Genomic DNA, 14467 nt, shown 5'->3' with positions numbered 1-14467 from the left:
GAGGACGGCCAGGCTGCGTCGGTGGAGCGCTCGCCGCGGGCGCACCGGGGTGACGGCCGGGGCCCTGAGTGGTGCGAGTGAATACAGTAAGGCTTACCTAACTTGCGCCGCAAGTAGGTGACCTGCGCATACGTAGCGCCAGGGCACCGGCGTGCGGGACTATCCCGCCCCCGTGGTGGCCAGCCGCCAGATCTCCTCCGCGATCTCCTCCGCGGTATCGGCCGGCGCCGGACTGTTCGGCAGCTGAGCGGGCACGGTCGTGTTCTTCTTCTCGCCGGGCCGGTCGGCGAAGAGCGCGACCGTCAGGGCGAGCCGGGAGTCCAGCGCGGTGGACCACACGGTCCGGCGGGTGATCCCGCCGCCCGCTCCGGCAGTGAAGAAGGCCTGCGAAGCGGCCCGGGCCGCGGGGGCCGACGGGGGCACCTCTTTGTAGACGGGCGCGTCCTTGTACGGCTCCACCCTTTGGGGCAACTCCGCGCTCTTGTACATCTGGGCGTTCACCATGAGCGCATCCGTTTCGTCCAGCGCGCGCCGTGTGTCGGGGCGCGCGGCGTAGACCTGCCGCCCGTCCCGGGTGATCTTCGTGACCGTGTACGGAGTCGCGTACACGCCGTTCGCCGCCACGGTCGCATACGCCGAGGCCAGCTTCAGCGGTGTGGGCGCCGCGGTCTTCGGCAGCGTGGCCAGCGGGGCGCCGAACAGGACCTTGCCGAAGGGATCGAGCGCCGCCCCCGCCTCCACCGCGCCGCCCACGGCGTCGTTGAACGGCTGCCGGGCGTAGTCCGACCCCCCGTACAGCAGCCGCACCGCCCCGTCCCCGGGCTCGATCGCCACAACGGCGGTGTGCAGCCGGGCGCCCTTGCGGCCCTTGAGGTCCTTCACCAGCTCGGTGGTGGCGTCCTGGAGCGCCAGGTCGAAGGTGGTGTGCACGGTGTAGCCGCCGCGCGCCAGCTGGTCCTCGGTGATGCCGAGCCGGCCGGCGGCCTCCTTCGCGGCCACGTCGATCATGTACTGCCGCTGCCCCTCGGTGGTGCCCGGCGGATAGAAACGGAGCGCCGGAAAGGCGGCCTCGGCTCGCTGCTTCGCCGTGATGCTGCCGCTCGCCGCCATCGCGTCGAGCGCCCACTCCCAGCGGTTCTTGAGCTTCGCGGTCACCTCGGGGTCGGAGCCCGCCTTCTCGTAGTACGAGGGGATGTTGACGATCGATGCCAGGGCGGCGCCCTGGGAGACGGTCAGGTTCCGGGTGTCCACGCCGAAGTAGTTGCGCGCGGCCGCCTGGATGCCCGCGGAACCCCGGCCGAAGTACACCGTGTTGAGATAGCCCTCCAGGATCTCGTCCTTGGAGCGGGTGCGATCGAGCTTGATGGCGATCAGCGCCTCGCGTGCCTTGCGCGACAGCGTCTGCTCCGGGCTCAGCAGCGCGTTCTTCACGTACTGCTGGGTGATGGTGGAGCCGCCCTGCCGCTCGCCGCCGGTCAGCGAGGCCATCACCGCGCGGGCGATGGCGGGCGCCGAGACCCCGTTGTCCGTACGGAAGGAGCGGTTCTCGGCCGCGATCACCGCGTCCTGGACGTACCGCGGGACCTGCGACAGCGGCACCTCCTGGCGGTCGACGGGACCGCGCCGGCCCAGATAGGAGCCCTGGTCGTCGATGAAGACCGTGCTCTGCGTGACGGTCTCCGGGTGCGGCTCGGGGATGCCGGTCAGCTGGTACGCGACGACCGCGGCCGTGCACAGCGTCGCGACCAGCGCCAGGAAGGCGATGACCAGCCGGCGCAGCAGGCGGCCCCGGGTGCGGCGGAGGCGGAGGCGGAGCGGGATGCGCAGGCGGAGGCGGTGCGAGCCCGCCGGGCCTTTCGAACGCCGAGGGGCGGACGTGTCCTGAGCGGCAGGCGGTTCGTGCACGGGAGGCCTTTCAGAAGGGGCTGGCGCCACCAGTGGGGGGTGAGTGCCGGGCATCGGACGCTTCACCCGTCGCCGCCGGACCGAGCGACGACCTTGCCGGCCGCGTCGTACACCGTGATGGTCGGACCGCCCTCGGCGTAGCTCGTCTTCAGCTTCGCCGCCGACAGCGGGGCGCGCGCGTACCAGACGCCCCAGCCCGGGCTGCCCGCCAGCGTGAGGACGCTGCCGGTGATCTTGCTGTCGTCGACGGTCACTTCGACCCGAGCCGGGTCGGCGGACAGGCCGTGGTACAGGCCCGACAGGAAGTACGCGCTGTTCACCGGCTCCAACTGCGCCGAGACGCCTGGCTTCTCGCTCTCGCCCCCGTCCTCGGCGAGGCCGCGGAACTGGTTGGGCCGCTGCGGCGTCGACCAGTGCTTGCCGTCGGTGGTCAGCCAGACCTGCATTCCCGGCACGGCCTCCACCCGCTCGCCGGGCGCGACGATCCGTATGGGGCTCGACGCCATACCGACCGTCTTCGCGCCCGGCTCGTCCGCGCCGCCGGCGCCCAGGATCCGGTCGGCCGCGAACACGGCCGCAGGGGCGAGCAGCAGCGCGCAGACGGCCGTGACCGCGCCGACCCGGCGACGGCGCAGGGTCCGGCCCCGGTGTTCGATCGCACCGAGCGGCACGGCGAACGGGACGACGCCGTCGGCGGTTTCGGCGGTTTCGGCGCCCTTGGCGGCCTCCGCGGCTTCGGCGAAGAGCCCGCGCAGCCGCTCCGCGTCGCCCCCGCAGAGCGCCAGTCCGCGCCGGGCCCGGCTCCTGACCGCGCCGGCCGAGCAGCCGAGCATCTGGGCGATCTCCGTCTCGCCCAGGCCCTCCCAGTGCAGCATCACGAGCACCACCCGCTGCCGGGCGGACAGGGCCCCCAACTCCTCCTGGGGCAAGGCCTGGTGGCGGCGCGCCCGGCGCAGATGCTCCTTGACGAGGGAACGCCGTACATAGAAGTCCACGTCGTCCCGCGGTATTCGGCGCCACCGCGCGCACACCCCCACCAGCGCGTTCCGCACCAGCTCCGTCGCCTCGCGGGGGTCGCCGGCGAGCAGCTGCGCGGTGGTGACCAGCCGGGGCCAGCCGGCCTGCGCGTATACGGCGAAGTCATCGTGGGGGTGCGGCACTTCGGTGGTCCTCCGGTACGGCTGCGGGTGCGGGCGGACATACGAGAGCTGACCGATGGATCCCGGGACTCGAGTTCATCGTCTTTCCTGTGGGGTGTGTTTCGATGTACGCGACCTATGGGACCTGTACGCACGGCTGGGGCGACCGGGTTGCACGGGAATCCAATACTCCGGTGAGGGCATGACCGAGGACGAGTTCGACGCTTTCTACGCGGCCACGTTTTCCCGTCTGACCGGCCAGCTCGCCGCGTTCACCGGGGATCGCGAGGAGGCGCAGGAAGTGGTCCAGGAGGCGTTCGTACGGGCCTGGGGCCGGCGGCAAAGCTTCCTCGCGGACGAGGCGCCGGAGGCGTGGATACGCACGGTGGCCATGCGCCTGGCGGTCAGCCGCTGGCGCCGGGCCAAGCGCTGGCTGGAACTGGTGCGCCGCAATCCGCCACCCGAGTTCACGCCGGGACCCGGTCCCGACCGCACGGCGCTCGTCGCGGCGCTGCGCCAACTGCCCAAGGCCCAGCGGCTGGCGATCGTCCTGCACCATCTGTGTGACCTGACCGTCGAGCAGGTAGCCTCCGAGACGGGTGCGCCCGTGGGGACGGTCAAGGCCCGGTTGTCCCGGGGGCGGGCGGCGCTGGCGAAGCATCTGGCGGTCGGCGAAGAGGCCGAGGTGGACGGGCCGGTTCGGAAGGAGAGCGGCCGTGTCTGATGACCTCTCCACTGAACGCTCCGCCGAACTCTCCACCGCGCTCCGCGAGTTCGCCGCGGAACACGAGACTCCTACGGTCCTCACCGGCGCCGAGGTCCGCGGCCGTGCCGTGCGCCGGGCGCGCCGCCGCAGGGCAGGCACGCTGGCCGCGGGTGCGGCAGCCCTCGCGCTGGCGGCCTTCGCACTGATCCTGGACTCCACGGGGGAGGAGAACCAGCGCCGGCTTCCGGCTGCCACGCCCGCGGTTCCGTCACCCGCCGCCACTTCCGCGGTTCCGTCACCCGCCATGCCCGTCGACGGCGTCATCGACCTCGACCGGCGCACCCTGACCGTCGGGGCCCGGGTCATGGCGATCACCAAGGGCCTCGCCGACAGCCCCAGGCTCGTAGGGCCGCTGACCGTGTTCAAGCGGCACGACATCAAGGATCCGACCGTCGCCGCTCCGACCGCCGGCGCCCGCTACAGCGCGGAGATCTCACTCGCGGTCGAACTGCGCGATGCCAACGACGAGCCGGTCTATGTCGGCGTCGCCCTCACCTACGTCAAGAGCGACGCCAAGTACGACACCCGCGGCAACTGGATCGGTCTGGACCCGACCGACGCCAAGTGGTTCTACTCCAGCGTGAAGGCCGGCAGCGTCCTCTCGGTCACCGCCACGGGGTCCTGAACCCGACGAGACGTAGCGTCAATCATCGTCACCCACGACCGACGCCTGCGCTCGTCCCTGCCCGGACCGGTCCACGAACTGACCCCTGTCCGCTGACGGACACTCACAGCGCACGGCAGAACACCCCCGGCACCCGATTCCTCGTGCACGGCTATGGGAAGTTTTGGGGTGCATCGTTACTCTCCGGCCATGATTCCCACGGTGGTTTGGGGCACGGGCAACGTCGGGCGGGCGGCCATTCGGGCTGTCGTTGCGCACCCGATGCTCAGCCTGGTGGCCGTGCTGGTGTCCAGTCCCGCCAAGGTCGGCAAGGACGCGGGTGAGCTCGGCGGACTCGGCCGGCGCCTCGGGGTGGCGGCGACGGACGATGTGGACGCGGTTCTGTCCGGAGCCGGATCGGGAGCCCCGCGAGCGGTCGTGTACGCGGCGTCCGGTGACGTGCGCCCGGACGGCGCCATCGAGGACATCAGCCGTGCGGTCCGCGCCGGCGCGGTGGTCGTCACACCGTCCGTGTACGGCATGTACGACTGCACGAACGCGCCGCCCGAGATCCGCGACGTACTGCTCGAATCCGTCGAGGCCGGGGGCGGCTCGCTGTTCGTGTCGGGTGTGGACCCCGGGTGGGCCAACGACGTGCTCCCGCTGCTGGTCAGCGGGCTCGGGTCCGACATCGACACCGTCCGCTGCCAGGAGATCTTCGACTACTCGACCTACGACCAGGAGGAAGCGGTCCGCCATCTGATCGGTATGGGACATCCGCTGGACTATCAGCCGCTGATGCTCGCCGAGGGCATTCCGACGATGATCTGGGGCGGACAGCTGAGGATGATGGCACGGGCCCTGGGCGCCGAACTGGACGGCATCGAGGAGACCTTGGAACGTCGTCCGCTCGACACGTCCGTCGTCACGGACACGATGGGGGAGTTCTCGGCCGGTACCCAGGGAGCGGTGCGTTTTGAGGTGCAGGGCGTGGTGGAGGGCGAGCCCCGCATCGTCATCGAGCATGTCACCCGCATTCACGCCGGCTGTGCCCCGGACTGGCCGGTACCGCCCGACGGCGGGGCGGGCGCACATCGCGTGATCATCGAAGGGCGCCCCCGTATAGAGGTCACGGTCGAGGCCACGGACGAGGGAGAGAACAGGGCCGCGGGCGGCAACGCGACGGCGGCCGGCCGGCTGGTGAACGCCATCGACTGGCTCGTCGAGGCCGAACCGGGTCTCTTCGACGCACTCGACGTCCCGCTGCGCCCCGCGGTGGGCAGACTGGGAAAGAAGTGATCATGCAGATCGACATTCCCCAGGGCGCCGAGCCCATCCCGTACGTCTGGGCCGACCTGGTACCCAGGATCGGCCAGGCCGCCAGCAACTTCTCCCTGGCCGTCTATGAGTACTCGACCCTCGGACTGCGTGAGTTCGAGGCCGCCCGCCTGCGCATCGCGCAGATCAACGGGTGCCTGTTCTGCCTGGACTGGCGCACCGAACGCGACGGGGAGAAGGTCGAGGAGGCGTTCCTCGACGCGGTCACGCAGTGGCGGACCACGGACACCTTCGACGAACGGACCCGGCTCGCCGCCGAGTACGCGGAGCGCTACGCACTCGACCATCACCACCTGGACGACGCGTTCTGGGACCGGATGAAGGCGCACTACAGCCAGGCGGAGATCGTGGAGTTGAGCATGAGCATCGGCTCCTGGCTGGCCTTCGGCCGGCTCAACCATGTGCTGGGGCTCGACAGCGTCTGTGTACTGCCCTCGGCACAGGGTTCGTGAGGCGTTCGGGGTTGCGGGCCGGGGCACTTCGGCCACGGCCCACAGGTGTGTGTTCGTACGGTCAGAAGTCCTCGGCTATGACCTTCTCGATGTTGCGCTCCGCCAGCGCGGTGATGGTCACGAAGGGATTGACGGTGGTGTTGCCGGGGATCAGCGCACCGTCCGTCACATACAGGCCCGAGTGGCCGTGCAGGCGGCCGTAGTTGTCAGTGGCCCTGTCGAGGACCGCGCCGCCGAGCGGGTGGTACGTGAGATGGTCGCCCCAGATCTTGTAGGCGCCGAAGAGGTCCGTGCGGTAGATGGTCCCCTCGGTGGCGTTGATCTTGTCGAAGATCGTCTTCGCCATGGTGATCGACGGCTGCTTCCACGCGGTCTGCCAGTCCAGGTCCACCTTCCCCGCCGCCGCGTTCCACGTGAACCGGCCGCGGTGGGGGTTGTTGGTGATCGACAGATAGAACGACGCCCAGGTCTCGATGCCGGTCGGCAGCGGCGCCACCTCCGCGAACGCACCGCCCGCGGTCCAGTTGTCGATGCCCGCTGTCGGGATGGACGACTGGAGCGCACCGGTCGGGTCCCACAGGTGGTTCGCCCGGCCGCACATGACGTTGCCGTTCTCGCCCCACCCGTTCCCGACCTCGTTGTTGAGGCCGGGCAGCGCGCCCGTCGCCTTCAGCCGGACCAGCAGCTTGCTGGTGCCGACGCTTCCCGCGGCGAAGAACACCCTTTGCGCCACCACGGTCTTGGTGGTGGTGACGGCCCCACTCGTGTCGAGCTGCTCGATGGTCACGGAGTAGCCGCCGGTGGCTGGCCGCACCGAAGTGACCCTGTGCAGCGGTGAGATGGTGACCCGACCGGTCGCGCGGGCCTGCGAGAGATACGTCTTCGGTAGGGACTTCTTGCCGTGGTTGTTGCCGTAGAGGATCTCGCCGGCCAGGGCCGACCTGGTCACCGCTCCCGTGGCCTCCTGTTTCATGTAGCCCCAGTCGTAGACGTTGGGCACGAACATGAAGGGGAAACCGGACCGCCCCGCGTGCTTACGGCCGACGCGCGCGTACTGATAGCACTCCGCCGTCTCGAACCAGGCAGGGTCGATCGTGCTGACGCCGAGGGTGCCGTTCGCCCGCGGGTAGTACACGTCGTACATCTCGTCGGCGTCGACCGACGGGAGTACTCCGGGGAAGCGGGCCCGCTGCGGTGTCACCGCCATACCGCCGTTGACGAGGGAGCCGCCCCCGACTCCCCGCCCCTGGTACACCGCGATGCCGCCCATTTCCTCGGCGTCCAGGATGCCCGTGTACCGCGGCACGTCCTTGTCCAGCGGGAAGCCGAGGAAGTTGCTCAGGGGCTGCTTGGTCCGGGTGCGCAGCCAGAAGGACCGGTAGTCGGGTGTGGTGGTGTTGGCGAAGATCTTGCCGTCCGTTCCCGGGGTGTCCCAGGCCATGCCCATTTCCACCATGTGGACGTCCACGCCGGCCTGCGCGAGTCGCAGTGCGGCGACGGATCCCCCGTATCCGGTGCCTATCACGAGTGCGGCGACCTGTGCGCCGGGTTCGATGACGTCGGCCTCACGGGGCAGTGCTGCGGCGGTCGGCACTCCGAATGCACCCAGAGCGGCGGCGCCAAAAATAGAACCAGTTCCTCCAACGAATCGACGTCGAGATAAACTTCTCCCTTGCAGCGTACTGTCGGGTCTGGTGTCCATGTAGATCTCCTTCCTCTTCCTCAATCGGAACGAGTTCTACTAAGGAGTTTGAAATAAGTCAGGAGAAACCTACGGGTAACTTGAGTGTAATTCGTGGGTTTTTGGAATCAGGAATCAACCGATAACCCACCCCTCCCTTTGGCATCACCGCCGTGTCACAGGCGCGTGACAGCGGTGTCCTGGACGTGAGACGGCATGAACCCGCGGTCAGGAGTGGTCGTCTTGGTGATCGTCAACGCGCGGTGCCGAGCAACTGGTGCCCCGCAACTGTCACCTTGGAAGGAATTCCGAAATGGACCGTCGTCTGCGCACCGCCCTTGCCGTCACCGCCGTGTTCGGCGCGAGCCTGCTGATGACAGCGTGCGGGGGCGATGACAAGTCGTCGGCGTCGGACTCCTCGGGGGCAACCGGCCAGGCAAGCACGACGGCGCCCAGCGGCGGCGAGGGTGCGGACAAGAACGTCTCAAGCACCGGTTCCGACCCTTCGAAGTCTTCCGGTACGGGCGGCGGCGACACGGCCGGAGACAAGACCGGCTACGGGCAGAGCTGTGGGACCAACGACATCTCCTGGAGCGTGAGTTCTGAGACCCAGGCGGGCGGCTACTACCTGATCAAGGCCGAGGCCAAGTCCGGCATCACCTGCGTCCTGCCCGCCGCGCTGCCGGTCGTGGCCTTCGGATCGGACGGCACGGCCGCCGCGCCCGCGGAGCAGTCCGCGGGTCAGGAGATCACGCTGCGCGATGGGGTCACCGCCTACGCCGGTGTGAACCCGAAGACCACCAAGGAGAACGGCGGCAAGGAGCTGGACAGCCTCATCGTCTCCGTCTCCAACAGCGACCCCAACCCGGTGTCCCTGAACGTCGGATCGTTCGTCGTCGACAAGCCGATCGTCACCAGCTGGCACACGTCCGCCGCCGATGCCGTTCCCTTCTCCGACTGAGGCACACCGCCGCCGAAGCAGGACTGTCCGACCCCGAGCGCTCGCCCTACCTCGACACCTACCTGAGCCAGTACACGGTGCAACTGCCCACCGGCCCGGCAGCGTTCACGGTGCCAGGACCGGGTCGCTGAACCGGGCCCTCCTGTGGGTGGCCCGCCGTCGCGCCGACCGGCACGCTGTCCGGTCCGCCGCTCCCGCTACGCTCTCCCGGTGATCGGTTCTCCGCGGGTCCCGGAGCTGTGGCAGCGGTTGGATGCAACGGTCCGGGATCTGCCGCTGGGGCTGCTGATCTTCGCCGGGTCGCTCGTCCCGTCGTTCCAGAACCACGGGACGGACCTGGGCGGCGTACCGGCCCGCCCCTTCGACGCTCTGGCCGTCGTGGCCGTCGCGCTCCAGTGCTTCCCGCTCGCCGTGCGCCGGCGGTGGCCGGCCGTCTGTCTCACGCTGGTGTCGCTCGGCTTCGCCGCCGACCAGCTTCGCGGCTACCACTCGTTCGCCGGCACCGCGGTGGCCGTCGCGCTGATGAGCGCGGGGGCTCATCTGGAGCGGCACCGGCGGGCCACGGTGCTGGTCTTCTCCGTGGCGTTCGTGCCGCTGGCGGTCGCGCTACACCGGCTCGGTGCGGGCGCCGAGTCGCCGGCCGAGTTCGTGCTGTACTACGTGGCGCTGGCCCTCCCGTGGGGCATGGGCGCCTGGCTGCGCTACACCCGGTCACTGGAGGCCGAGCGCCGCCGTCGGATCGCCGAGGACACCCGTGCCGCCGAACGCACCCGGATTGCCCGCGAGTTGCACGACGTGGTGACCCACCACGTGACCGCGATGGTCGTGCAGGCCGAGGCGGCACGCTATCTGACGGCCGCGCCCGACCGCCTCGATCAGTCGCTGACGGCGGTGACCGACACCGGCCGGCAGGCCATCACCGACCTGCGGCATCTGCTGGATCTGCTCAACCCCGACCACGGTGTCGAGGCCAGGACGCCGACGGTCGGCAGGCTGCGCACGCTCGTGGAGCAGACCCGCCGGGCCGGGCAGCCGGTGGAGTTCACGGAGGAGGGCAGGCCGGCGACGTCGACCGGCAGCGCCGACCTGGTGGCCTACCGGGTGGTGCAGGAAGCCCTGACGAATGCCCTCAAGTACGCTCACGGCAGCCGCACCTCGGTGCAAGTGCACCACGGCGCAAGGGAGATCACCGTGGAGGTCAGCACGGACGGCTCCGGCTCCCGGACCGCGTCCCCGGGCGGGGGCGGGCGGGGCCTGGCCGGTCTGCGCGAACGGGTCGACGTGTTGGGCGGCGACTTCAGCGCGGGCGCGCGGACGGACGGCGGCTTCGTCGTACGGGCCCGGATACCTGCCGGGAGCCCGGCGTGACCGAGCCGCTCAGGGTCCTCGTCTGCGACGACCAGATGCTGGTCCGCACCGGACTGGTGACGATCATCGACGCCCAGCCCGACCTGGAGGTGGCGGGCGAGTGCGGGGACGGACGGGCCGCGGTCGATCTCGCCGGCAGGCTGCACCCGGACGTCGTGGTGATGGACGTACGCATGCCCGTGCTGGACGGCATCGAGGCCACCCGCCGACTGGCCGGTGCCGGAGTACCGCATCCGGTCAAGGTGCTCGTGGTGACCACGTTCAACCTGGACGAGTACGTCTACGAGGCGCTGCGCGCGGGAGCGAGCGGGTTCCTGCTCAAGGACGCACCGCCCGCCCAACTGCTCCACGGGATCCGCACCGTGGGCGCGGGCGCGGCCCTGCTGGACCCCGAAGTGACGCGGCAACTCGTGGGCAAGTACGCCGCCCGCATCCGGCCCGCCGAGAGCACCCCGCGCGGCATTCCGCTGACGCCGCGCGAGCTGGAGGTCCTGCGCCTGATCGCGGAGGGCCTGTCCAACAGCGAGATCGCCGCGGCCCTGGTGATCAGCCAGGAGACCGTCAAGACCTTCGTCTCCCGCATGCTCGCCAAACTCGATCTCCGCGACCGCGTCCAGGCCGTCGTCTACGCCTACCGCCACGGCCTGGTGACCTGACGGGCCTACCCGCGGTCCGCCGCCTGCGAGGTGACGCGCTCGATCGCCCGGACGGCGACGTCGGGCTGGTCGACGTAGATGTAGTGCCCGCTGTTCTTGGCGGTGCTCAGCTTGCTGCTGCCGGAGACCGCGAGCCACTTGCGCTGGCCCTCGGTCCACGCCCGCTCCAGGCCCGGCCCGTAGTCGGGCACCTGCGCGAGGTACTGCTGTCCGTGCTGGATCACCTCCACCGGGATGTCCCCGGCGGACCGGACCTTCCCGTCGGGGACCATGAGCCGCTCCGGCTTCCCGCCGTGCAGGATCGCGAGGGTCTGCTCCCGCAGTTCGACCGCCGGGCCGGTGGCCGACTGGGGGATCCCCTTGTTGAGGTCGGCGCTCTGCGTCGGCGAGGTGGCGTCCATCAGGACCAGGCCCTTGACCTTGTCCTGATGGTCGGGGGCGTACCGGGCGGCGATCAGCCCGCCCAGCGAATGCCCGGCCAGGACGACCGGACCGTCCCCGGCAGCGCGATCGATCACCGCGGTCAGCACCTTTCCGGTGCTCTCCAGGGTCTGGGGCCCATCGGGCTGATCGCTGGCGCCTTCGCCGAGCCGGTCGTAGGAACAGACCCGGTTCTTCTTGCTCAGGGTCTCTTGAATCCCGGCCATCTTCTCCAGCCCGTCGCCGCCACCGGCCACCAGCACGACGGCCGGCCTGCCGTCCGCCGCGCTGCCGGAACAGGACACGTTCACCGACCGGCCGTCGACCGTGATCTTCCTGGTGCCGGTGAGCAAGTCCTCGTCAGCCGCCTTGTTCCCAGCGGCGGTTGTCCTTTCGGCGGACGCGTCCGAGCCGGCCTTCGACGATTCCTCGCAGCCGACGAGCCCCAGACCGGACACGGCGCAGGTCAGCGTGACGACGACAGCAGGCAGCCTGCCATTGATCATGATTGCTCCCCGTAAGAGACATCGGGCGCCGAAAGGAGAACGCGCGCCGAAGGGTTGATTCCGGGTCCGCGACCGGAACGCCGCGGCCGAGGGAAAAGCTACGGATCCGTCGGCCCGGAATCGTCACCACACGGTGGACACCTGCGCGTAGCTCGCACGGGGGACAGGCTCAGTCCTTGTAGTCAGGGGCGATGCGTTCCACGAGCCGCAGCAGTGCCGACCAGGCGAGGTCGTACGCCTTGTCGTCCTGGAGGTCGGAGCCGTGGTCCTCGCCCGCCAGCTGGCGTGCGGTGAGCTCGCGGACCTCGGGGTCGGGGAGGACGAGCTTCGCGCCGCCGGCTGCGGCGGTGGTCTGGATCTCGCAGGCCTTGTCCAGGTAGTACATGCGCAGGAACGCCCGGGCGGGGGTCTCGCCCACGGTCAGCAGGCCGTGGTTGCGAAGAATCATCGCCGGGTGGTCGCCGAGGTCGCTGACGAGCCGCCGCTGCTCGGCGAGATTGAGGGCGACGCCTTCGTAGGCGTGATAGCCGAGCCTGCCGTAGAACTCCATGGAGATCTGGTTGAGCGGGAGCAGGCCCTCCTCCTGGGCGGCGACCGCGCAGCCCGCCCGGGTGTGGGTGTGCAGGACGCAGTGGGCGTCGGGCCGGGCGGAGTGGATCGCGCTGTGGATGACGAAGCCGGCCGGGTTGACGGGGTGGGGGGTCTCCCCGACGGGGTTGCCGGTGAGGTCGATCCTGACCAGGTTCGAGGCGGTGATCTCCTCGAAGAGCAGGCCGTAGGGGTTGATCAGGAAGTGGTGCTCCGGGCCGGGGAGCCGGACCGAGATGTGCGTGAAGATCAGATCCGTCATCCGGAAGTGCGCCACGAGGCGGTACACCGCGGCGAGTTCGCGGCGCAGCCGCAGCTCCTCGACGTGGGGGGTGGGGGCGGTCATCGGGGTCCTTTCAGGGGTGGGGGGTGACATGACCGTAGCCACGGGGTGTACTGGTGCTGAAGTGCCGTTTCTGTCCAATATGGAGACGCTCATTGGATGAATCCGCCACGACCGAGCAGCCGTCCGTGCGCCTCGGCGTGCTGCTCGACGACCCGGGACTGGGCCTCAGCCAGGTGGCCGGTCCGGCTGCCGCCGACCGCCTGGTCGGTGCGGTCGGCACCACGGAGATCGAGGATCCGACGCCCTACCTCGTCGGCGGCGAACTTCTCCTCACCGCGGGGGTACGGCTCCCCGACGACGCGGACGGCGTCGACACATACGTACGGCGGGTCGCCTCCGCCGGTGTGGCCGCGCTCGGCTTCGGCGTCGCCCCCGTGCACCCGGAGGTGCCGCCCGAACTCGTCAGCGCCTGCGACCGGCACGGCCTGCCCCTGCTGCGGCTGCCACCGGGCACGCCCTTCGTCGCCGTCGGACAGGCCACGTACGCGGCGATCGCCGAAGCCCGCAACCGCGAGTTGCGGGAGATCTCCCGGGCGCAGTCCGCGCTCGCCTCGGCGGCCGCCCGCCCGGACGCCCTCCGGGCCGTTCTCAGCCGGCTCGCGGACCACACCGGGGCCTGGTCCGTGCTGTACGACGCCCAGGGCATCGAACTCTTCTCCGCGGGCCGCCGTCCCGCATCACCTGCCGCTCGGCAGGCCCTCCGCGAACTCACCGGACGCACGCTGCTGCGGGGCGGGCGTCCGACGGCGGCAGCGGCTCACCATCCGGGAGGGGTTCACCCGGACCAGGGGAGCGGCCCCGGCCATGAGCTGCACCTGACCGTCCACACCCTCCCCGGTGCGGACGGCGTCACCGCGGCGCTGGCCCTCGGACAGGCCGCCACCACGGCCCCCACCGTCGTGCACCGCCAGGTGACCAGTACGGCGACGGTCCTGCTGGCCCTGCTCACCAGCCCGCGGCACGCCCTGAGCACCGACACCCACAGCGTCGGCGCGCTGGTCCGGCTCATGCTCGGGGCGACGCCCGCCGAGGTCGCGCCCGCCCTCGTGCCCGCCGGCGGGGCGAGGGGCCGGCACTGGACGGTGGTGCACGGCCGGCACCTGCCCGCGGGGTCCGCGGCAGCGCCGCAGAACGACGGTGATCCCGCCCAACTGGCAGCGCTGGCAACCCTGTTGGGTACGCCGTACGTGCACATGGACGGCCCCCACCTGAAGGCACTGGTGCCCAGCGCCCCCGACGCCCGGCCGAGCGTCCCCGACCAGGCGGCCGACCTCGGGTGGGTTCTCGGTTTCAGCGCACCCGCGTCCGCGCACGACCTGCCGCACGCCGACACCCAGGCCGAACGCGCCCTGCAACGCGCGATCGCCGCCGGGGCACCCGCCGTCGTCCACACCCCCGACGCCCTCACCGTCCACGCGCTCGTCTCCCCCGCCGACGCCAGGGAACTGGCCCGCACGCGCTTCGCCCCGCTGGACCGGGCGGGCGCACCAGGGGCCCCGGTCCTCGTCGACACCCTGCGCACCTGGCTGACTCTCCACGGCAGTTGGGACCGCACCGCAGCGACCCTTCAGGTACACCGCAACACCGTCCGCCACCGCCTGGCCCGCGTCGCCGACCTCCTCGACGTCGACCTCCAGGACCCCGGCGTCCGCATGGAACTCTGGTTCGCCCTTCAGTGGCTGCCCGGAGAGCCGGCCGACGCACAGCACACGCGTTCCTGAGACGGAACCGCCTCTC

Annotated in this window: 13 protein-coding genes; 8 read left to right on the top strand and 5 right to left on the bottom strand. The window is 70.5% G+C overall.

All coding sequences use genetic code 11. The annotated features are described in order from the left end of the window. Positions 1-159: 159 nt before the first annotated feature. Positions 160-1905 (bottom strand): transglycosylase domain-containing protein, encoded by a 1746-nt coding sequence (locus tag KCH87_RS08040; protein WP_308298776.1) that lies wholly within the window; start codon positions 1903-1905, stop codon positions 160-162. A 62-nt stretch (positions 1906-1967) separates the two neighbouring features. Then, positions 1968-3065 (bottom strand): sigma factor-like helix-turn-helix DNA-binding protein, encoded by a 1098-nt coding sequence (locus KCH87_RS08035; protein ID WP_210585212.1) that lies wholly within the window; start codon positions 3063-3065, stop codon positions 1968-1970. A gap of 181 nt (positions 3066-3246) precedes the next feature. Between KCH87_RS08035 and KCH87_RS08030 the strand changes: the two genes are divergently transcribed. The 4 genes from KCH87_RS08030 (at position 3247) to KCH87_RS08015 (ending at position 6204) form a co-directional block, all read left to right on the top strand. Next, positions 3247-3768, top strand: coding sequence for a SigE family RNA polymerase sigma factor (locus tag KCH87_RS08030; RefSeq protein ID WP_210585211.1), 522 nt, complete (start codon positions 3247-3249; stop codon positions 3766-3768). Next, a complete protein-coding gene (locus tag KCH87_RS08025) occupies positions 3761-4435 on the top strand; it encodes a hypothetical protein (protein WP_210585210.1) in 675 nt (224 codons plus the stop codon). The genes KCH87_RS08030 and KCH87_RS08025 overlap by 8 nt, the downstream gene beginning before the upstream one ends. A 189-nt stretch (positions 4436-4624) precedes the next feature. Then, complete coding sequence (locus tag KCH87_RS08020; protein WP_210585209.1) at positions 4625-5713, top strand: dihydrodipicolinate reductase; 1089 nt, start codon at positions 4625-4627, stop codon at positions 5711-5713. Between the two features lie 2 nt (positions 5714-5715). Beyond that, positions 5716-6204, top strand: a complete 489-nt coding sequence (locus KCH87_RS08015) for a carboxymuconolactone decarboxylase family protein (RefSeq protein WP_210585208.1) — start codon at positions 5716-5718, stop codon at positions 6202-6204. A 61-nt stretch (positions 6205-6265) separates the two neighbouring features. On the opposite strand, the gene KCH87_RS08010 is transcribed toward KCH87_RS08015, so the two are convergent. Further along, positions 6266-7906, bottom strand: a complete 1641-nt coding sequence (locus KCH87_RS08010; RefSeq protein WP_210585207.1) for a GMC oxidoreductase — start codon at positions 7904-7906, stop codon at positions 6266-6268. 292 nt (positions 7907-8198) lie between these two features. On the opposite strand from KCH87_RS08010, the gene KCH87_RS08005 reads away from it, so the two are divergent. From KCH87_RS08005 to KCH87_RS07995, 3 genes are all read left to right on the top strand, one after another. Continuing rightward, positions 8199-8846 carry a DUF4232 domain-containing protein gene (locus KCH87_RS08005; protein ID WP_210585206.1) on the top strand — a complete coding sequence of 216 codons (648 nt, stop codon included), beginning with the start codon at positions 8199-8201 and terminating at the stop codon, positions 8844-8846. 210 nt (positions 8847-9056) lie between these two features. Continuing rightward, positions 9057-10214, top strand: a complete 1158-nt coding sequence (locus KCH87_RS08000; RefSeq protein ID WP_210585205.1) for a histidine kinase — start codon at positions 9057-9059, stop codon at positions 10212-10214. Further along, entirely contained in the window at positions 10211-10870 is a 660-nt protein-coding gene (locus KCH87_RS07995; RefSeq protein WP_210585204.1) for a response regulator transcription factor, read from the top strand. Before KCH87_RS08000 ends, KCH87_RS07995 begins: the two co-directional genes overlap by 4 nt. 5 nt (positions 10871-10875) lie before the next feature. Here the strand turns inward: KCH87_RS07995 and KCH87_RS07990 are convergent, their stop codons facing one another. Together KCH87_RS07990 and KCH87_RS07985 are read right to left on the bottom strand one after the other, a co-directional pair. Then, a complete protein-coding gene (locus KCH87_RS07990; protein ID WP_210585203.1) occupies positions 10876-11796 on the bottom strand; it encodes an alpha/beta fold hydrolase in 921 nt (306 codons plus the stop codon). Positions 11797-11965: 169 nt separating this feature from the next. Then, positions 11966-12730 carry a class II aldolase/adducin family protein gene (locus KCH87_RS07985; RefSeq protein WP_210585202.1) on the bottom strand — a complete coding sequence of 255 codons (765 nt, stop codon included), beginning with the start codon at positions 12728-12730 and terminating at the stop codon, positions 11966-11968. A gap of 92 nt (positions 12731-12822) precedes the next feature. Here KCH87_RS07985 and KCH87_RS07980 point away from each other — a divergent pair, with 92 nt between their 5' ends. Further along, positions 12823-14451, top strand: a complete 1629-nt coding sequence (locus KCH87_RS07980) for a PucR family transcriptional regulator (protein WP_210585201.1) — start codon at positions 12823-12825, stop codon at positions 14449-14451. Positions 14452-14467 lie beyond the last annotated feature (16 nt).

It is taken from the genome of Streptomyces sp. GESEQ-35 (genome assembly GCF_017948485.1).
Lineage (GTDB): Bacteria > Actinomycetota > Actinomycetes > Streptomycetales > Streptomycetaceae > Streptomyces.
The sequence above is the reverse complement of the archived record's forward strand: the minus strand, read 5'-3'. Positions and strand labels throughout refer to the sequence as shown.

Bases quoted from the DNA above. Each gene is read 5' to 3' on its own strand.
- KCH87_RS07985 (WP_210585202.1), bottom strand. From the start codon at position 12,730: ATGACCGCCCCCACCCCCCACGTCGAGGAGCTGCGGCTGCGCCGCGAA.
- KCH87_RS08005 (WP_210585206.1), top strand. From the start codon at position 8,199: ATGGACCGTCGTCTGCGCACCGCCCTTGCCGTCACCGCCGTGTTCGGC.
- KCH87_RS08015 (WP_210585208.1), top strand. From the start codon at position 5,716: ATGCAGATCGACATTCCCCAGGGCGCCGAGCCCATCCCGTACGTCTGG.
- KCH87_RS08010 (WP_210585207.1), bottom strand. From the start codon at position 7,906: ATGGACACCAGACCCGACAGTACGCTGCAAGGGAGAAGTTTATCTCGA.
- KCH87_RS08030 (WP_210585211.1), top strand. From the start codon at position 3,247: ATGACCGAGGACGAGTTCGACGCTTTCTACGCGGCCACGTTTTCCCGT.
- KCH87_RS07990 (WP_210585203.1), bottom strand. From the start codon at position 11,796: ATGATCAATGGCAGGCTGCCTGCTGTCGTCGTCACGCTGACCTGCGCC.
- KCH87_RS08020 (WP_210585209.1), top strand. From the start codon at position 4,625: ATGATTCCCACGGTGGTTTGGGGCACGGGCAACGTCGGGCGGGCGGCC.